We start from the raw sequence: 19,690 nt of genomic DNA, 5'->3' as shown, positions 1-19,690 counted from the left end.
ACATGATTGAATACTCGCACATCATGAAGTCATCTCATACTCACAACGATTGGTGGTCCCATGATATAACGGATTTCGTGAATTAATGGCGTATTCAACCTGTTTTGCTCTTTGACGAATATCAGCGGGATCCCGCAGTGGATTCCATATAGTTTCTGAGAAAATTGAAGCTGATGGCTGGATAACTGCTTCAAACAGGCCATCCTCAATTAATCCAGTAACAGTCAAGGGATGGCTACGAGAATTTATAAGCTCGCTATAGAATTGGATCGCAAACGGGTAATTCATTTCCCACAGAGTATTGTTTGCTTCCCAATTTCGACGCATACGAACATCTAACTGATTTTCACATCTACTTAGATCAGATCGCCCAAGGATAAACTCGCGATGATGTTCAAATTCATGATGCCAATCAATACAGCACCACCCCTTGGGAACTATCGCAAAACCTGTATCTTTCCTAAAGCCTGTCAGCTTCTTTGTATATTGCATGGTTTTGTCGAATGAATTCAATCCAATCGCTTTATTCCCTTCTGGGCCTTCAGCCAAACAATCTTTCGGAACGTATGAATAAGGTATGACGCCTGCATCCTCCCATACAATCGTTACACGCTCATCAAGATCCTTAAGATCCTCATACTTCTCTAAGATAGATGTTGCGTGCAATCCAAATTGGATATGCAAATCATTATTTATCTCATAAAGATCGTTAGCAACATCGTTCACAAAATCACAAACGATACGCGCAACGGAACTGCCTCCCATCTCCACGTGATTATGCTCAGTCAAAGTTTGAAAATATATCCCATCAATATCTAATTTATAATAATGCGATTTGTACTCATCTAATACACTTTGTCGTATGAGATCACGATCCTCTTGTGAAGTTAGATCTAGTTTGCTACCCCAACCCCACGGAAATCCAAGAATGATCTTGATGCCTCGACTGTGCGCGTAATCAATAACTTCTTGAATATTCACAGGCGGACAATCATTCCAAATCGTCAACATGTTCATTTTAGCTCGAGCCATATTGTCTATGAAACGGACATAATCATAAATCACATAGCCCCACGTCCATATACCACGATGCTCGATTCTTGGGTAGTCATTCATCGCTACATCTGGCAACTGATCAAATGAAGAACGTAATTCGCTCTGTTCAATAACATCTTTGAGCTGCAATGCGATAACTTGTGTATAGAAATCCTGTACCCCATACAGAACACCGTGCGAATCATGACCTGCAATCACAATCATACGATTGTTAGAATTCCATACATTCTCTTGGCAAACAGCGATATACCCCTGAGACTGATCTGGAACATCCAAAAAACCACGTGCGATCAAATCATGTACCAATGAATTGTTAGATGGTGTACCAACAACGATTAAATGATCGTGATCACTAACCTCACATGTCTGTGCATCTACACAACGAACGGTATAGGGCATACATTTTTGAACCGCATCATAAATTTCCTCGATCGCAAATTTTTCAACACCCTCATACGCCCCATAAACAACCGTCCATCTTTTTCCTGAATATCTCAAATCATATGTAGACATACCAATATCCTTGAATCTGTAATGACTCTATCCAATCAATATTTATAGGGATTGATTTTCGAACCCCGTTTAATCCGCATCATGGGGATTACGCATGAAATACAACCGCCCATCCTCCGCTCCAATCAATAAATCCGGCACACCATTCTGATCCCAATCCACGATTGTTGGCGAAAGTGTATGCCCTGCAAGTATGCGATCCGAAACCTTCCCCTCATCACGGAAAAGGTACTCGCCCGGCTTGTCAGATACATTGCGTAAAAAATCTGTATTACGATTGTTGATCAATAGATCAAGATCACCATCAAGATCCCAATCAACCATGACAAACTTTCGACGACCCGACCAACCCCTCACCCTATCCTTCGGCTTCAACCGAAGCGGCCTCCCCGGTTCACCTTTACGTATGGCCCTGTTGCCATCATCGATCACACCACTTTCACTCTTAAAAATACGAGCACCTTCAAGGAGCCAACGCTCGCCATCAATTACCTTGCGTTCCCAAAATGCCAGATATCCTTCAGCGTCAAGCATGACCAAGTCAGCCAAACCGTCTTTATTCAAATCAATGATAAACGGTGTTGTTCGCCACTGCGTCACCAACTGATCCTTACTTGGACGCCACCACATCCATGCTGGCTTTCTAGGCTTGTTCTTCCATTTCACTCGAACCGCTTTTGGATAAGTTAACTCAGGAGATGTCGTACTACCAATATTCTCTAACCAGATAATTTCGCCCCAAATATTGTTTAGAACAATATCTAAGTCTCCGTCACTATCCCAGTCGCTAACGCTCGGCACACAGTAACCCCAATTCGCTTCACCCGGTCCTTGGATACTTCCATTCTCACCCGCTTGAACTCGAAACACACGATCATCAGCTTGCAAATACACAGGCTTTTCCCACCGCGGCTTGTCTGTACCACCTATATTCTCCAGAAAAACTAAATGCCCCGCAGAATCACCTGAAATCACATCTTGATCACCATCGCCATCCCAATCGACACCGACCGGCGTTGCAAGCACATCGATCTTCACCCATTTTGATTTCATCTTTAACGGCTTGGGATGTCGAAAATGTGGCATCCCATGAATAACACCAAGGCATTCGACATACATCACGCGTCCATCTTCTTGGCCAACAACCAAATCCATATCCCCATCGTTATCCCAGTCCACACCCGCCGGCCAAAGCATCTGACTATCAAATGAAATCACACCCTCCCAATCGACAATCTTTCGCATCGGCGCATACTTTGGCTTCGATCGTGTACCCACATTCTCAAAATAGGCTAAGTGATCATTAAACTGACCACTCACCATATCCAAATCGCCATCACCATCCCAATCCGAGAAAGATGGATTTGCCAGGCCATAACTCCGCAACAATTTTCCGGGTGCATAGTGCAACTTTTCTGGCTTACCATAGTCTGGATCCTTACTACTACCTTCATTACGCATCACATAGAAATGCCCGTTATGTTCACCTGCTTTCCATTGACCAAACCGATCGTAGCCAGCATCCCAACCATACTCACGCATATCATGATTGCCGACAAATAAATCCAAATCACCGTCCGCATCCCAATCGATCAATCCCCAATGCGAATCTTGATCGGAAACAATTGTCCCGTCAAATCTAACTTCCTTACCGCCACTTAAACCGTTTTCAAAGAAATCGTGATGAATACGATTCGGCGACATAATCACAAACTGATCATTATCGTAGTATGTTATTTTCGCTCTTTTACCCTCACCGACCTTTACCGGATGCTCAAATACAATATCCCCACTTTCATCCGCAACGCCTCGATTCTCAAAGAAGTATAAACCCTTCCAATTCGTATCTGTGCTCGCAACGACAATATCCATATCACCATCACGATCGTAATCCATCGGCAACGGAAACGCTGCTAGTCCAACAGCTAAATCAACTGTATGATCCACCCCATACTCAATTGGCTCTAACATACCCTTCTTTACTGATGGAGTGTCTTCACCTTTTACTGATACCACAACACTTCCCATAATGAATATGCCAAATACCAACGGAATGATTTTCTTTGCAAATCTCATACATACCTCTAAAATACAATATCTCATGACGAGAGAGATAAACTGCTAACCTTATATCAACTCAATCACGGCGTTTGTTTTAACCAGTATGGCCGCCCCAATCTCTGCGTATTCAAATACCCGCCAACCTGAGGCTCAATCACATCCTGCCCATCAATGAGTAATCCATATTTCATACTTGTAATCTCTTTATGTGATAGTGCTTCCGCATGGCCGTCAAAAAATGCATGATTACGCCCTTCATCGTGAGGCTTATCAGATAACATGAACCCACTACCCCATCGCATCCATCCAACCCATGCGGAACTCTCAAACGGAAACTGACCTGGCGGCGTGTTAAACCCTCCAAAATTCCCCGGAGCAAATGGACGAACGACAGAAATAGCTGTCACTTGTAGTTCATCTGAGAATGAAGTCACTTTTGAAGGCGATTTAATCTGCTTTCCACCAAACCAAGTTAACATACCATTCGAAGCATAACTAGTCTTATCACTCAAATCTATAGTTGACGTTTGTGACAAAACTGTCGGACAATTTAGTGTATCTTCAATGCTATCTACACTGAAATACCGTTGCATCGATCGCAGCCAATTCTCTTCCGTTGTTGTAGATGCAAGTGCATTTCCAACCGCACCATCCCAAGCAGCCTGAAACATGAACGTATCATCATTATCTGCCATGTACGCTAATGCTGCAATCATCATTTGACGTTCATTACTCAAACAGGAAATCCTCCGACCTGACTCTCTCGCTTTCGACAATGCCGGGAGCAAAATACTAATGAGAAGTGCAATAATTGATATGACTACTAATAGTTCGATGAGCGTGAATCCCTTAACCTTCATTGTTCTATCCTTACAATTAATGTTCTTCGGCCTTATTAATACAACTTGACCCTAAAAGACCGGCCTACCGTTAAGCAGGCTGGCCCTCACATAACGTGATGAGTGTTTCTTATTTGCGTCGTCGCACCAAGCTCAACACGCCAACACCCGCCATGATTGAAAGCATACTTGCAGGCTCAGGCACCTGATTTCCAATCACATCCTCAAGAGCGGTTCCATACTTGAATTCATCAAAGAGGCTCGTCAAACCTTCATCTGTGCTCGTACTCAAGCCAATCGCAAGCTGTGCATTTGACCCGAGTGCCTTATCTTTCTTCGTACTCTCAACACTTGTGAATGCGCCACTATTTAATTCTGAAAGTGTAATACCACCATTTTTGATCAGGTCATAGCTTGTCTCATTTAGCACCCATAGGTTTGCGCCCTGCGAACTACTACCGCCATCACCGATATCAAACCGTGCTATAAAAAGATATGTCCCACCATCCTGTATATACTCATCATTATTTCTTTGGAAGCTTCCACCATCATAACCAATGGCAACGCCCCGATGCCCACCATCCTTCGGCCGAATGCGGAATTGAAAACCACCATGCCTTAGCTCAATCTGACGTGATGCAATCGAATTGGTAATCGTTCCGCTATTCTTATACAAAAAACTAACCCACAGATCTTGGCCGGATGCTGGTACTGAACCTAGATTCCTAATCGCATACTGTGTCTGAAATGCCCCTCGACCTATAGCATCATCTAATTTGACTTCTAATGAACCACCGGATGTTTCGTAATTACTGAATGTCAAACTACTACCACTAACCGATGAAGTGCCACTTCCACCCGCAGCACTCTGCTGCGACCATGCATTGCTCCAACCAGCCCCACCATTCTTTGTGCTGATGCTCCCCACTTCATAATCAAACGATTCCGTCGCAATTACCCCTGCACATAACTGACTTGCCATACCCAATGTCATACTAAGCGCAATCATTCTCTTAAACATGTGTGTTTCTCCTGCGTAATAAATCAGACCATGAAAATAAATCAATATGATTTAACAACGAATAGCTACAACTGGCGATACAAGCAAAACTTTCACTCGCACCGATAGCAATCACATACGATGATCAAACCATCACCATAGTGACTCACGAAACACACTCTTCACGTTTATGCTAGCTAGTTAAGACAATTTATCTGAATACGATCACTCATCTATACATAGTTCTTGATACCAACCTCTCGCCGCGTCTCACTTGGAACAATATGTGGATCAATCGCAACTTCAACTGTTCGATCTTGGTCTGGATTACATAGCCGCCATAACAACTGCTCTACCCCACGTCTTCCGATTAACTCTGCACCAGAATCAATCATTGCCGGCCTGGGTGACAACCCTGCAAGGTATGTAAGTTCATGACCAAAAGAAATAACCTCAATATCCTTGCCAATTTGAATACCCAATGACTGAAGAATACGGTAACTAATGGCAGTGATGAGATCATTCGGTATGAAGAAACCTGTCGGCCTGTTTTTCTTATTCATCATCCGTTCGAACACAGGCTTCAACTTTGCTTCTAAATGCCCAAAATTCGGCAACCCCTTTTCATCAAGCTCATAGCACTTACCCCCATGCATCTCGACTTTTACTTTCTTTTGCTGCGCGGCAAACATGAACGCATCGCCTCGTCGGCAGAATACCGCATGATCTACATCAGGATTGATAAATGCTAAATTTTTATGCCCACCCTCAACCAAATATTCTGCAGCAACCCGCCCTACCTTTTCATTGCCTGCAAGAACCGCATCATCTTCACCATTTGGATTATGGCTTGTTAACCAAACGCTCGTATATGTCCCCAAAAATGTTTCCATTTCCCCTCCCCTAACCGGCGAACCCAACAACAACAAACCATCCACATTCCGATTCAATATTGCTGGCGGCAAATCGCTCATTGCATTCGCCTGACCAACAATGACATTAATACCTTCACTCGAAAGTGCAGCACAAGCCCCGCGAAGTAACTCAACATATAACTCCGCATGCGAACGATTACCTTCATACAATTGAACAAGACCAATATTACCCGTCTTGATCCCATCGCGCTTCGGCTGTTTTTTCCGCACCGCCAATCGCTTCGATAAATAGCCACTGCTTTCAATCGCCTTGCGCACCTGAAGCACCGTTTCCTCACTTGGCCCTGGCTCACCATTCAGTACCCGCGAAACGGTTGAAATCGACACACCAGCATGACTTGCAATATCTTTCAAACGCATAGCCATAGACTAACCTACCCAACAACAGCGGTCAATATTTTTATGCAATTTTTTCTGAAATTTTAAATTATTTTTGCACAACGAGCTTGCAAATCATCTTAAATCACCTCAAAAGCCACCTTCAGCATCTACACAGATACAAAACAACCGGATTTTTGCAAAAATTTGCAAAAGAGTCACCCCGTATCCCCTGCCGCAAAACCTAGCTCCAGATCACCTACCCACAATCAACAACCCGTAGACTGCCGCACAACAAGCTGACTATTAGTAGTAACATGAATCGGCGAAATACTCGGATCTTCCAACCGCCGCAACAGGATATTTTTAGCACTCACCGCAAGTGCATTCATGCATGTATCAACCGTTGAAAGTGACGGCGTAAGCGACGCAGAGAAATTCTCCCCACCAATACCCATAAGCAAACAGTCCTCCGGCAACTTTAAACCAAGCGATTGCAAACCAATCATAGCAGTACGAGCAAATTTATCTGATTTACAAACAATCGCATCAGGCTTGTGCTTACGAAACATCTCAGCCACCCAATCTGCCGAAAACTCATGATTATCCGGCATCCATGCAAGCGCGGGCTCAGCATTCATGCCTCTATGCGCGTGCGCCTCACGAAAACCAAGATGCCGATCAAGAACCCCCGGTGCCTGCGCACTATTGCCAATAAATGCGATACGTTTCGCGCCGCGTTGAATAACATGCTGCGTGGCAAGATATCCCATCGCACGGTGATCCGGCGTAACCAAATCATATGTACTTCGCAATGGTGGCGAGACAATATCACGGTCAACAAGCACTACGAAAACGCCTGCTCTACGAAACGTATCAATGATTTTCTGATTGATACTGTCCTGCGGCGGCTGCAATTCCATAGGAACAAAAAGCGCCCCCTTAATACCCTGGGAAATCAGTGACTCTGCAGCTTCAATTGCACACCCATCAGAGATTCCGGTGGAATAAGCAATAAGCCCTTTACGATCAGCTTGAAGCTGCAATGAAAGATTAAGCTGAAACTGTACTAACTGACAATCCGCATCCGTCTCAACCGTAAGCTCGCTCAACAAACCAAAGAGATGGCGATTGGCTGAATGAAGATTCTCTGCAGCAAAATGTCCGGACCCGCGTTTACTTTGAATGAGTCCCTCATCACGAAGTTGACTGAGCGCCCGAACAACAGTTGAACGCGACACGCCAAAGTTCCTACTGAGCTGATACTCACTAGGCAACTTTGCTCCAGCCCCGATCGTGCCATCAACTAATTTCTGACGAAGCTCACTACAGATAGAAAGTTTCTTCGCAAAAGAGGATTCAGCACCGAACGTGGTATTCATGTCTTAATCCATTTCATATCCAAATCATGCTCGAAGTAATGCAAGCTGCATGGCTTTACAGCCACTATCATATGTTTGATATAAATTTGAAACAAGTATTTACTGCCAACCCCCAAAAATTGACTCGAATTTAATGGTTTAATGCTTTATTATTATCAAATAAGGGTTAATTTATGGCCTGTTCACTTGTTCTAGATCGCATCGCAGACGAAACACCCGTCCAAAGTATGATATCAATAATGATCAAGTTTGAGACAAGATTGCATCTTAATTTTGCCATCCATGAGAGGAACAGAAAGTATGATCAAAACAGCTACAACTAGTCTGAGTGCATTAGCCGTATTGGCCGCTGCCAATAGCATATGGGTCGGCACCGCAAACGCTGATCTATTAGCTTACGAAGGATTCGATTACGAACGTGTACAGTATCGAACTGATACAGCCAAAAGTACGGAAGCTGAGCAAATGGGCGGTATTGCAGGATTGAATGGCGGCATAGGCTTCGCAGGTGCTTGGCGAACCGACAGCACATGGGACAACGGCATTGCAACAGCAGGAACCGACTACCCTACCCCAGGCCTTCCAACAGATGCCAGGACATCGCCAGCCAGCTACACAGACAGCCAGTCAAAAACACTTGAGCAACAAGGCAATGCCTTACGCACAGGGTTCGCCAACTATACACGTAGCCACAGAACACTAAACGAAGAACTTGGTGCCGCCGGTACTGAAGTATGGATCAGTTTTATCGCCCAAGCATTCGGTGATCGAGGATCGCGGTACTCATTCGTCTCATTCGGTAAAGGCGGCGACGGCGAAGCGGGATCACCTGGTGGCAACCTACGAATGGGTATGGATTCATCAGCCAGCACCAAATGGAATGTACAACAAGAAGGTCACGGATCTGCAGAAGGAACGATTGATTCTGGATCTATAGTCATGTATCTGGCACGCATTCAATTCAATGATTTCGATCCATTTAACCCATCAGGCGGCAAAGATAAGATTGATGTTTGGTTTAATCCAGACTTGGAAAATGCACCTGTCGGCAACGGTGATCTATCTTTTGATCTTGAAGATGATCTGAAAATTGACTCCATTACAGTCTGGTCGCGGTATAGCACAGATTTTGACGAAATCCGCATTGGCACAACGTTTGACGATGTGACACCTGTAGCTGTACCGGAAGCAAGCGCCGCCAGCTTGCTAATTGGCTTTGGAACTATTCTTGGTTTGCGGCGCAAACATTAATGTACCCTTTGTTCCCAGATGGTTTCGCGGCTATCCGGGAATATTCTTTATAAATGCAACAGGATTCTAAAGATGAGCAACAAAAAAGCACATGCCTTTACCCTGATTGAACTCCTTGTAGTCATATCAATTATTGCATTGTTAATTTCTATTCTTCTGCCAGCACTAAACTCTGCACGACATGTAGCTCGGCTCACACAGTGCTCGTCAAATCTAAGACAGGTAGGAATTGCTACTTTTTCAGCAGCAACCGACCAAAATGGGAAATACATTGATAGATCCGGCTTGCTTGAAGCGCACGCACTAAGCGATCGTGGCCGTGGCTTTGATATACGCAAACAATACGAAGCTTACATGAATCTTGAATTCTTCAGCTGCCCTTTATCACCCGGCCCAATCGGGTCATATCTCGAAACAACCTCACCCAAAATCTTATCTTCATACTCTTTATGGTTTGGCCTTGACCGCCGTTTTGAATCCGGCACAGTTTTGATTGAACAAGGTGTGGATACGATTGACAAAACGAAGTGGGTACAAAAAAGCCCGAGTGGCAAACGTACCTTTGATATCCTTGCTGCGGATTTTGATCGCTATCGTCCCAATGCTGGCGGTTTCGTCTATACCTCGCATAACACAGAAGGCGGCATGGAAGAAGCACTTTACGACAACAACCCCAACTATCACGGCAGCTATTATGTCAAACGCGGAAATACACGCGGCAAAGTAGATAACAATTATCTGCGCACTGATGGATCTGTATTTCGATTAGGTCATCTGCTTTTTGCAGATGAACGAGTTTTGATGCTGCTGGGTGATGGTGGGCTGAACAGCGAGTTACCCGTCAATCAATATTACCTCCCGGGTGAGTTTGAAGAGTAATCCAATAGTGATTGCTGCTTGGTGAGTTCTTTATTCAAGAAAAGATGGATCACGTAAATGACGCTTGTTGATATTTTGATTGTCGCGGCATATATTCTCGCGTCGATACTCATCGGCATTTGGTTTTCAAAAAAGGCGGGGCAATCCAAGGACGCTTTCTTTCTTGCGGGACGCTCAGCACCGTGGTGGTTGATTGGTGTGTCAATGGCAGCCACCAATTTTTCGGTGGACACGCCGATTGCCATTGTGGAAACCGTTTACAGCGAAGGAATCGCGGGTGTCTGGTTTGTGTGGGCAGGATTGATCTCGGTGTCGTTGGTGTCGTTTGTATTTGCACGCCTCTGGCGACGAAGCGGTGTCATGACGGATGTTGAACTGACTGAATTGCGTTACGACGGGCAATCTGCCGCTGTGCTCCGTGTACTTAAAGGTCTATATTTTGGGGCGATCTTCAACATCTTCATTGTTGGCTGGGTCTTCCTGGCAATGTACAAGATGATTCAAGGACTCACACCATTCAATCCTATCTGGATACTTGGATTCCTAGCCGCGGTAGCTCTTTTCTATTCCGCTTCAGGTGGTTTTTACAGTGTCTTGGTGACAGACATGATGCAGTATGTTATCGCGCTGCTTGGGAGTATTTTTCTTGCGGCTGCAGCCTTGTATGAAGTGGGAGGCATCACCACACTGGTTACTAAATTAAATGAACGGACCACCGGAACCACAGACACCACAAGCTTCTTGCCTACCTTTGGTGAAGATGGAACCATGCCATTTGTCGTACTAGGCACATACTTAACGGTGCAATGGTGGGCGAATAAGTATGCAGACGGAGGAGGAAAACACATTCAACGAATGCTGTCAGCTCGCAGCGAGCGTGATGCAGTCGGCGGAAGTTTTTTGTACGCCATATTGAATTACACATTACAGATTTGGCCGTGGATTTTGGTCGCGTTGTGCTCAATGGTACTACTTGATCCATCAGAACAAAGTGATTCAATGCAGGTGTATTCAAAAACAATGACAAAAGTCCTGCCAATTGGGCTTCTTGGGTTGTGCGTTACAGGTTTGGTAGGCGCATTCATGTCAACAATCGACACCCACCTACACTTAGGTGCATCGTATCTGGTGAATGATATTTATAGGCGTTTTCTTGTGAAAGGTGCGGATGACAAGCACTACGTCGCGGCATCGCGCGTAGCAATGGGACTCATTTTAATAATGAGTATCGGCCTGAGTATTAGTATGGATAGTGTTGTTGGCGCATGGAAATTTCTTCTAACATTTGCTGGTGGCGCAGGTGCGACGTGGATCATTCGTTGGTTCTGGTGGCGAGCAAATGCGTGGACAGAGTTTTCAGGGATGCTCGCGTCTGGCATATGCGCCACCGCCTTACAGGCGATATTTCCGGATTGGCATTACACAAGCCGCCTGCTTGTAACAGTGGCCGTCAGCACGCTTACGTGGCTAATAGTAACGCTGTTAACACCTCCTACCAGTGACGAACAATTGGTTGTATTTGCAAAACGTGTACGTCCAGGAAGAATGGGATGGGGACGAATTTATGATTTAGCGGGAATCGATCGAACGAAAGATATCGGTGTACTCGGCCGCAACCTCATGTCGGTTCTTTTAGGGATCACATTCCTGCTTGGACTATGTTTTTCAATCGGACAGCTCATCTTCGGAGAGGTTTTTTCCAGTTTAGTACTCGCGATGATCGCACTTGTTGCGGGATTGGTTTTATATCGATTGGAACAAAACCGTGTAAGCATTGAAATAACGACAAAGGATCATGAGCCATCGACGCTCGAAAAAATGCAGGAGCAGATTTGATGACGAACGTATTGAATAGAACCCGCAGAATAGTTTTTTTATTGATGGGTTTCGCCATGCTTGGCTCCCTTATGTTAGACAACCCCGTTATGGCAGAAGATGAACATATAGGCCGTATTAAACTGCGCATTATGTGTTTCAACATCCATCATGGCGAAGGAACAGACGGCGAACTTGACTTGGATCGAATTGCAGAAGTGATCAAAGCAAACGAACCTGATGTAGTCATGCTTCAGGAAGTAGACAGCCGCACCACACGTAGTGGCGGCGAAGACCAAGTTGCCGTTCTGGCGGAATTAACTGGCATGCATGGCATCTTTGGGCCGGCGATTTCGTATGATAACGGACAATATGGCAACGCGATTCTATCACGATTCCCAATCAATTCTCATCGAAACTACAAACTGCCACGCCCAAACAAAAAAGAACAAAGAGCGGTACTCACGATTCGCGTAAAACTAGCAAAAGGGACTTATGTTCGCTTTGGCTCAACTCATCTTCAACATACTCACCTTGAAAGCCGTGTAAAGCAGGCAAAGTGGATCAATGAGCGATTAGTCAAGAATGATGAAGCATTCATTCTCTCAGGCGATTTCAATGCTGAGCCGGGCGACCAAGCGATCAATTTGCTTGACAAAATGTGGAATCGTGTTGGCGAACAAGATGATCTTGCAACATTTCCTGCCGGGCAACCACAGAAAACAATCGACCATGTGTATCTTCGAAACACCTCAACAGTATCCCCAATCAAAGCATGGGTAGTTGATAGCGGTAAAGCCTCAGATCACCGGCCATTGATGGTTGAACTCGATCTCAAAATAAAGCGTAAAGAGCAATAAACTTTTGTCGCCAACAACACAATGTTGTTCACAATTAAGATTCTGCTTCAAGTTTAGAAGCTTGGCTGTCGGCAACAAACCTTGACAACCGTGACGTCCTATGGACAATGAGTTTACTAAATTCCTATTCGTGGGGCTTCAGATGGGGCAAATCCGCCATACAAAGCAAAAACCGCCAGACCTTAGCCAAACGGAGTATGTCAATGTGCCTGCACATATACGCCGCAAAAGAATACTGAATCATTCACTACTTGCAGTAGCATTGGGCACTATGATTTCGTTGGCAGTTCTCTCCATGCAACCAGAACGAATTGATAGTGAAAACGGCCCCAAGCAAACGAACCGTTCGCAAGTTGAAAAATCTACATCATTTTCACTCACCTCCCACACCAAACTCCACACCAGCTTTGAGATCCAGCCTAAAACGCTAAACGAACTACTCAGTCTGTCCAAAAAAGAACTAGACAAAGTAGACATTGCTCGCATGAACCTGCTCTGCGCAAGCGAGTTGCCAGCAACTCAAAACTTGGACATTCAGTACGCTCTAAAAACTCTAGATGAATGGGCAAAGCGAGTTGCGATTGAAACGGACCGTCATCTCTATCGTGTGTCTGACCCTCTTTTTGCTCAACATTACGGCAACAGTGAAGCTCAGTACCGAGCAGAGATGCTTGCCCAAGTACTCTACGAAGACCTAAATATCAAATATAACCCAAAAGCGATTAGCAGTTTTAGTTTTACCGATCCATCCGTTGCTTTCATCCATGGCATGATCCCTGTCTCAGGAAATACAACCGCAAATACACCGGGTGGAACATGTGTTTCTATACCAATACTTTACGTCGCAGTTGGCAGACGCCTTGGCTACCCGCTCAAGCTCGTGACAACTGAATCGCACATCTTCGTTCGTTGGGATAGTGAGAACACGGATTGGTATGTAAACTCCAGGTTTCGGGAGCTGAAGCAGGAACGATTCAACATCGAAACAACTAATGGTTTTAACCGTTACAATGATGACTACTACCGTATATGGCCAAAGAAATTGACTACTAAAGAAATTGAAGCAAATGGTTATCTGAAATCTCTTGATTCTGCCGAAGAGTTTGCTCAGTTCATGGCTGCACGTGGCCACCATGCAATGGATGTAGGACAGTACGCTTTTGCCGCCCGCTGTTATGAAAACGCGTTTCGTTATGACAACCACAGGCCATGCTTTAGCACGTGGTTCGTGAATACCGCCCAGTTATGTAGCTACAAATCAGAAACGCCAGCACTGCAACAGATCATGTTGACAAGTGCCATGCCACAAAAGAAAACAAAGCCGCATATGCCAATTGGTCCAAATGGGCAAAAGATGCCAAACCCGGGAAAGGCTCTGATACAACAGATCAATACCTCCAGCTTATACGACAACAAACGAACGTTAATTTTGCAAAACAAAGCCTTCCGTGTACAACCGCATCGACAACCAAATCCCACCCACTTAAACCAGCAATTACAACTTCCGAGATAGGGTGAATAAAATATGTCGCGTTTAAAATCTACTCTGCCAGTGCTCATGGCAAGACGATCATGTTTTTCAATGTAATCAAGGACAAGAGAGATTGCTGGTTTGTTGCAAGAGATTCGGGGCAACGGATAGGCGCGCCGCGAAACCTACTTCCAGTGCCTGCCATTGTCCTTGACGTTGGTGAATGTCATGCGAGCGGCTATAACCCTTGCTATGATTGCAAATTTTTATAAATGTTTGAAAGTGGGCTTTATCTATTTTTCGTCTTATCAGATTCTATAACGACAATATGTTTATAGTAATACTATGAAATAAATTCGTAACAACATGCTAAAACTAAATAGAAAAACCAGAATCATTTCGCTTGTATTAATCTTTGTTATTGTTTGTACAGCCTTCTATGTAACATTTTTTCTCCTGATAGAGCAAACTCAAATCAATATATTCAAAATCGACAAGATAAAGCACATGACTTAGCTGAAACACTTGAAGGAATGTATACACTATGGCATGTTTTAGATCCGGACCACATAGACAGTAATTCGACTAGTACAGATGATCGAATTGCAGCACTATATGCGATTTATGGATCGCCTTTCTATACAGCTCTTTACCCCATCGCAGCAAACTCTTCGGCAAATGATCCAGATGTTAAAGTTCGCAAACTTGCATTTAAAACGCTGACCTACGGCTATCGCGAGGCATTCCAAGGTTCATTGTGGAACATCGCTACACACTCAGCGAAGAAACAGACCAAGAACTCTGAAGAAAAAAGATAGACACCTTACTACGAATCACCGGCTTAGAATTGTCCAAGAAAAATAGTGAACTTACTCGTGAGGAAATTGAAATTCTTGAAAAGAATCTTGTCAATAGAATCAATGAAATGTTCTCAGGCAACGAATAAAGAATTCCGTAGCAACTAGCTGCATATTTGTACAAATACTTACATACAGCCATTTCTGGAAGAAAGTGTCACCAACCTGAGTCACAAGGCCATACCACAAGCAAGTACACTCCTGGGGGGCAGACGTAAACGGTGTTCTCCATACTTGCCTCAAAAAGTTGGTTACTACGTTTTTACTATAATGCAGGACTAGAAGAGATTTTACAAAAATGCGGATGAGAGGGCTCGAACCTCTGACCTTCGGTTCCGGAAACCGGCGCTCTATCCAACTGAGCTACACCCGCAATCGAGCAAATCATACCGCGCGTCACGTGACACTATCAACTTTGTATCTATTTGGACGGATTCACTAGCGCCAGCTGCCCCGTTCTCACACTTAATCGCTCTGCCTCTGAAATTAACATCGTGTTTGCGGCTTGTAACATCGTCACACGTACCGGCTTCTTTTTAGATTGTATGCACTCAATCATATACGCGATCTCGCCGTCATACCCCATATCATTCGACATTTCTAAAACATGCGGCTCTGCCCCCTGCTCTACCAACCGAATATTATTCCCATCTGCAATGTCAAAGTAAGCCACTGCCTTCTCAAACGTCACAGTAAACGTCATCACGAATGGACAATTATCTATAGGCCACCAACCACCTTCTGCAACCACTAACGGTATTTCATCATAAATATACTGCGTAATGACATGATCAACTTCATTGGTCCTTGAGCAGTAGCCTTGCGAATAAACTGCTTTTGGCATACCAAAACAGTGATGGATAAAATCTGTATCGTGAATATGAATATCCAATAACCCACCTCCATTCAAATCGCCATTTTCATAGAAGGCTCCAGCAGGTTGTTGACCAAGTCTTCGAAAATTAGCTGACAAAACTTTGCCGTATGTTCCATTGTCGATTGCATTCTTGAGCCAATCCCAACCCGGCCAGAACCGCATACACATCGCTGGCATGATCACTTGATTGCTCTGCTCAGATAAACGCACCATTTCAAACGCATCCGTACTTGTCCTTGCCAATGGTTTCTCTATCAAAACATGCTTGCCAGCCTGAACCGCAGCTTCCATAAACAGTTTGTGCAATGGCGTCGGCAAACATATATCCACCAAATCGATCTCAGTATCTTCGATCAGATCCATTGCGTTGGTATATTTTTTTACCGAAGTGTAATCAAAACCCCCTTTGGCCAAACCATCCAGGTTGCCCTCGGCCAGTGATTCACCTGACAAGCGTTTAGAGTCCTGATCCGCAATCGCAGCTACAACCACATCGTCGCGTTTGCTGTACGCTTCGAGATGAGTCAAACCCATCATGCCCAAACCAATAACGCCTACCTTGACCATATCCTGGCACCTCTAAGTTTTCATAATTATCACATACCGCTGATGTGCTGTAAGGATATAAAGGAGATCGGTGCCAGACAAGCTATAAAATCATTATTAGAAAGGTTCTCGCCGCAAGAAATGCGTCATGATGATACCCACATACAATCTAATATCCACCACTCATGCAAAACAGGTCGGTATACACCGATATCAAATACTACAGATAATTCGGCCCCGATCGATTTGATGAAATACTCTCGAATATTTTAGCTACAATTGCCGTCCAACCTGTCTGGTGTGACGCCCCAAGCCCTCTCCCAGAATCACCATGGAAATACTCATGGAAAAGTACGAGATGATCAAAACCTTCTGCTTGTTGATATGGTGTATCGTGTCCATGGCATGGCCTAATACCGTGTTGATTTTTAAGAAACAAGGAAGCTAGCCGCTTCTCAAGCTCAATCGCAACCTCACCAAGCGTCATCATCTGTCCAGATCCTGTTGGGCATTCAACGAGAAAATCATCGCCATAATAGAAATCATACCGTTGAAGTGACTCGATAATCAGATAGTTCAACGGAAACCAGATCGGGCCACGCCAATTCGAATTTCCGCCAAACATACTCGATCGTGATTCGCCAGGCTCATAATCAACACGATAATCGTGATTCTTGAGTTTTAAATGAAATGGGTTTTTTCGATGTATCTTTGACATTGATCGAATACCATAAGGTGACAAAAACTCTTCTGGATCTAATAAATACTTGAGCATACTTTCCATACGTTCACGAGGTGGAATAGCTAACAGATATTTCACTGCACCTGTTGTTGCATCTGCTTTCCTAATAATATGGCGAGACAAATCAGGACGATTGTCCATAAACCACCGCATGCGTTTTTCGAAGCCTTTGGTTTTCTGTATCACCACATCATCAATCACCAACACCGCAAACAGGGGAATCAAACCAACCAAAGACCGAATACGCATCGGCTGCGGCTTGCCATCAACTAGCAACTGATCGTAATAAAATCCATCTTGATCATCCCATAGTCCTGTGCCCCCGAAGTTATTAATCGCGTCGATGATTGCACAAAAATGCTCGAAGAATTTTGAAGCCAAATCTTCATACGCAACATCATTATGTGCCAATTCCAAACCCATCCCCAACATCACTGCAGCATAGAACGCCATCCAAGCAGTACCATCCGCTTGGTTTAACTTCTCTCCTTGCGGCAAAGGCCTTGAACGATCAAACACACCGATGTTATCCAATCCAAGAAAGCCACCCGTAAACAGATTATCCCCCATCGGATCCTTACGATTGACCCACCATGTAAAATTCATCAAAAGTTTTTGAAAAGTTCTCGCCAAAAAGGCACGATCACGGCTACCCTTTGCGCCTGTCATTTTATAAACACGCCAACATGCCCAAGCATGTACCGGGGGATTCACATCATTGAATGCGAATTCATAAGCAGGGATCTGACCATTTGGGTGCATATACCATTCACGCAACATTAACTCGAGCTGACGTTTTGCAAAATGTGGGTCTATCTTTGCAAACGGAATCATGTGAAACGCAAGATCCCAAGCTGCAAACCATGGATATTCCCATTTGTCAGGCATCGACAGCACATCGCGGCTAAACACATGTGTCCAATCTCGGTTCCGTGTATCCTCTTCACGCTCCTCAGGTGGGCCAGGCATATTTGGATCACCCTGCAGCCAATCACGTACCACATAATGGTAAAACTGTTTTGTCCACAATAAACCTGCATATGATTGGCGCATCACCTCCGCTTCCTCGCTTGTGATGGCACCTGGAATAATAACACGATAAAAATCATCGCATTCTTGCTTTCGTTGCTTAAATACACCTTCAAAATCAGAACCTAAAGCTTGTTTTGGCTTTTCATCTTCCGCATATAATCGCAGCTTCAAGACGACTTCTTCGTGTGCAGGTACCTGCAACTGATACCAAGCTGCCGCTTTTGTACCTTGGCGTTGCGGGTTTACTGCTTCTCGTTGATCGTTAACCACGTAATCATTGATCCCATCCTTAACATACCGAGAAGCATTAGGCGTATCGAACAAACGCTGTGTGTTTGTTTCATTGTCCGTGAAGAGCAACTCGGGCTTGTTGCCATATGAATCTAGCCCTATCTCAAAGTACATTCGTCCTAATGTTTCATGATCCATCTGAATCATGCTAGGGCTGATTGCCTTCATCTGCGGTCGAAGCGTACAACCTTCGTGTGTGCAACCCCACACCCACGTATTCCGGAACCAGATTTGTGGGAGTAAATGCAGTGGTGCATCCTCATCACTGTGGTTCTTTACCGTAATACGAATCAGTGTGTCATTAGGAGATTTTTTTGCGTATTCTGCAAAGACGTCAAAGTAATGATTATTGTCAAATATCCCTGTATCGGTCAATTCATATTCAAGCATCGTCTTGTCGCGACGCGCATTTTCACTGACTAAATCATCATACGGAAATGCAGTTTGCGGATACTTATACAACCCCTTGGCATAAGTATGCGTTGGCATCGCATCAAGGTAATAATAAAGTTCCTTAACATCTTCCCCGTGATTACCTTCATTGCCACCCAGACCAAACAAGCGTTCCTTCAGGATGGGATCCTTCTCGTTCCACATCGCGAGCCCAAAACACAAACGACATTCGCGGTCACACCAGCCAAGAATCCCATCTTCCCCCCAGCGATATGCCCGGCTGCGTGCATCGTCATGCGTCAAATAGTCCCAGACGTTCCCATCCGCAGAATAATCCTCACGTACCGTCCCCCACTGCCGTTCCGCAAGATAAGTCCCCCACCGCTTCCAGTTCTTTAGGCGCGTTTCATCTTCCTTGAGTCGTTGGAACTCGGCATTATTGCCATTCGGCATCGGCTTCTCCGTGTTGGCGTACCTTCACAAGTGAAATCGGCATAATCACCTATTTGATGACAGTTTCCAATAAAAGAGGCATTTTGAACCCTGCCATAGGTATCCATGGAACACGCTCG

The 19,690-nt window shown here is 44.6% G+C and carries 14 protein-coding genes and 1 tRNA gene; 6 read left to right on the top strand and 9 right to left on the bottom strand.

What is annotated here, in order from left to right; all coding sequences use genetic code 11:
• Nucleotides 1–21: 21 nt before the first annotated feature.
• From ACQ6WK_RS03375 to ACQ6WK_RS03350, 6 genes are all read right to left on the bottom strand, one after another.
• Complete coding sequence (locus tag ACQ6WK_RS03375) at nucleotides 22–1,569, bottom strand: hypothetical protein (protein WP_432799334.1); 1,548 nt, start codon at nucleotides 1,567–1,569, stop codon at nucleotides 22–24.
• Between the two features lie 69 nt (nucleotides 1,570–1,638).
• Nucleotides 1,639–3,645 (bottom strand): FG-GAP repeat domain-containing protein, encoded by a 2,007-nt coding sequence (locus tag ACQ6WK_RS03370; RefSeq protein WP_432799333.1) that lies wholly within the window; start codon nucleotides 3,643–3,645, stop codon nucleotides 1,639–1,641.
• Nucleotides 3,646–3,710: 65 nt separating this feature from the next.
• Complete coding sequence (locus tag ACQ6WK_RS03365; protein ID WP_432799332.1) at nucleotides 3,711–4,490, bottom strand: type II secretion system protein; 780 nt, start codon at nucleotides 4,488–4,490, stop codon at nucleotides 3,711–3,713.
• Nucleotides 4,491–4,599: 109 nt separating this feature from the next.
• Nucleotides 4,600–5,490 carry a PEP-CTERM sorting domain-containing protein gene (locus ACQ6WK_RS03360; protein WP_432799331.1) on the bottom strand — a complete coding sequence of 297 codons (891 nt, stop codon included), beginning with the start codon at nucleotides 5,488–5,490 and terminating at the stop codon, nucleotides 4,600–4,602.
• Between the two features lie 212 nt (nucleotides 5,491–5,702).
• On the bottom strand, nucleotides 5,703–6,770 hold the full coding sequence (locus tag ACQ6WK_RS03355) for a LacI family DNA-binding transcriptional regulator (protein WP_432799330.1): 1,068 nt from the start codon (nucleotides 6,768–6,770) through the stop codon (nucleotides 5,703–5,705).
• A 221-nt stretch (nucleotides 6,771–6,991) separates the two neighbouring features.
• Entirely contained in the window at nucleotides 6,992–8,104 is a 1,113-nt protein-coding gene (locus ACQ6WK_RS03350; protein ID WP_432799329.1) for a GntR family transcriptional regulator, read from the bottom strand.
• A gap of 300 nt (nucleotides 8,105–8,404) precedes the next feature.
• On the opposite strand from ACQ6WK_RS03350, the gene ACQ6WK_RS03345 reads away from it, so the two are divergent.
• From ACQ6WK_RS03345 to ACQ6WK_RS03320, 6 genes are all read left to right on the top strand, one after another.
• On the top strand, nucleotides 8,405–9,355 hold the full coding sequence (locus ACQ6WK_RS03345; RefSeq protein ID WP_432799328.1) for a hypothetical protein: 951 nt from the start codon (nucleotides 8,405–8,407) through the stop codon (nucleotides 9,353–9,355).
• 72 nt (nucleotides 9,356–9,427) lie between these two features.
• A complete protein-coding gene (locus ACQ6WK_RS03340; protein ID WP_432799327.1) occupies nucleotides 9,428–10,234 on the top strand; it encodes a type II secretion system protein in 807 nt (268 codons plus the stop codon).
• Nucleotides 10,235–10,291: 57 nt separating this feature from the next.
• A complete protein-coding gene (locus ACQ6WK_RS03335; protein WP_432799326.1) occupies nucleotides 10,292–12,070 on the top strand; it encodes a sodium:solute symporter family protein in 1,779 nt (592 codons plus the stop codon).
• The gene (locus ACQ6WK_RS03330) at nucleotides 12,070–12,909 is read left to right on the top strand and encodes an endonuclease/exonuclease/phosphatase family protein (protein WP_432799325.1); all 840 of its coding nucleotides are present in this window, start codon (nucleotides 12,070–12,072) and stop codon (nucleotides 12,907–12,909) included. Before ACQ6WK_RS03335 ends, ACQ6WK_RS03330 begins: the two co-directional genes overlap by 1 nt.
• A gap of 100 nt (nucleotides 12,910–13,009) precedes the next feature.
• Nucleotides 13,010–14,422, top strand: a complete 1,413-nt coding sequence (locus ACQ6WK_RS03325; protein ID WP_432799324.1) for a transglutaminase family protein — start codon at nucleotides 13,010–13,012, stop codon at nucleotides 14,420–14,422.
• A gap of 383 nt (nucleotides 14,423–14,805) precedes the next feature.
• Nucleotides 14,806–15,198, top strand: a complete 393-nt coding sequence (locus tag ACQ6WK_RS03320; protein WP_432799323.1) for a hypothetical protein — start codon at nucleotides 14,806–14,808, stop codon at nucleotides 15,196–15,198.
• Nucleotides 15,199–15,536: 338 nt separating this feature from the next.
• On the opposite strand, the gene ACQ6WK_RS03315 is transcribed toward ACQ6WK_RS03320, so the two are convergent.
• The 3 genes from ACQ6WK_RS03315 to ACQ6WK_RS03305 form a co-directional block, all read right to left on the bottom strand.
• Nucleotides 15,537–15,610: transfer RNA gene (locus ACQ6WK_RS03315), tRNA-Arg, on the bottom strand.
• 48 nt (nucleotides 15,611–15,658) lie between these two features.
• The gene (locus tag ACQ6WK_RS03310; protein WP_432799322.1) at nucleotides 15,659–16,681 is read right to left on the bottom strand and encodes a Gfo/Idh/MocA family protein; all 1,023 of its coding nucleotides are present in this window, start codon (nucleotides 16,679–16,681) and stop codon (nucleotides 15,659–15,661) included.
• A 199-nt stretch (nucleotides 16,682–16,880) separates the two neighbouring features.
• A complete protein-coding gene (locus ACQ6WK_RS03305) occupies nucleotides 16,881–19,571 on the bottom strand; it encodes an MGH1-like glycoside hydrolase domain-containing protein (RefSeq protein ID WP_432799321.1) in 2,691 nt (896 codons plus the stop codon).
• Nucleotides 19,572–19,690: the final 119 nt, after the last annotated feature.

Source organism: Poriferisphaera sp. WC338 (assembly GCF_050931845.1).
Lineage (GTDB): Bacteria > Planctomycetota > Phycisphaerae > Phycisphaerales > Phycisphaeraceae > Poriferisphaera.
Note: the sequence above shows the minus strand (reverse complement) of the source record. Positions and strands in the feature narration are given on the sequence as shown.

Bases quoted from the DNA above. Each gene is read 5' to 3' on its own strand.
- ACQ6WK_RS03375 (WP_432799334.1), bottom strand. From the start codon at position 1,569: ATGTCTACATATGATTTGAGATATTCAGGAAAAAGATGGACGGTTGTT.
- ACQ6WK_RS03370 (WP_432799333.1), bottom strand. From the start codon at position 3,645: ATGAGATTTGCAAAGAAAATCATTCCGTTGGTATTTGGCATATTCATT.
- ACQ6WK_RS03365 (WP_432799332.1), bottom strand. From the start codon at position 4,490: ATGAAGGTTAAGGGATTCACGCTCATCGAACTATTAGTAGTCATATCA.
- ACQ6WK_RS03360 (WP_432799331.1), bottom strand. From the start codon at position 5,490: ATGTTTAAGAGAATGATTGCGCTTAGTATGACATTGGGTATGGCAAGT.
- ACQ6WK_RS03355 (WP_432799330.1), bottom strand. From the start codon at position 6,770: ATGGCTATGCGTTTGAAAGATATTGCAAGTCATGCTGGTGTGTCGATT.
- ACQ6WK_RS03350 (WP_432799329.1), bottom strand. From the start codon at position 8,104: ATGAATACCACGTTCGGTGCTGAATCCTCTTTTGCGAAGAAACTTTCT.
- ACQ6WK_RS03345 (WP_432799328.1), top strand. From the start codon at position 8,405: ATGATCAAAACAGCTACAACTAGTCTGAGTGCATTAGCCGTATTGGCC.
- ACQ6WK_RS03340 (WP_432799327.1), top strand. From the start codon at position 9,428: ATGAGCAACAAAAAAGCACATGCCTTTACCCTGATTGAACTCCTTGTA.
- ACQ6WK_RS03335 (WP_432799326.1), top strand. From the start codon at position 10,292: ATGACGCTTGTTGATATTTTGATTGTCGCGGCATATATTCTCGCGTCG.
- ACQ6WK_RS03330 (WP_432799325.1), top strand. From the start codon at position 12,070: ATGACGAACGTATTGAATAGAACCCGCAGAATAGTTTTTTTATTGATG.
- ACQ6WK_RS03325 (WP_432799324.1), top strand. From the start codon at position 13,010: ATGGACAATGAGTTTACTAAATTCCTATTCGTGGGGCTTCAGATGGGG.
- ACQ6WK_RS03310 (WP_432799322.1), bottom strand. From the start codon at position 16,681: ATGGTCAAGGTAGGCGTTATTGGTTTGGGCATGATGGGTTTGACTCAT.
- ACQ6WK_RS03305 (WP_432799321.1), bottom strand. From the start codon at position 19,571: ATGCCGAATGGCAATAATGCCGAGTTCCAACGACTCAAGGAAGATGAA.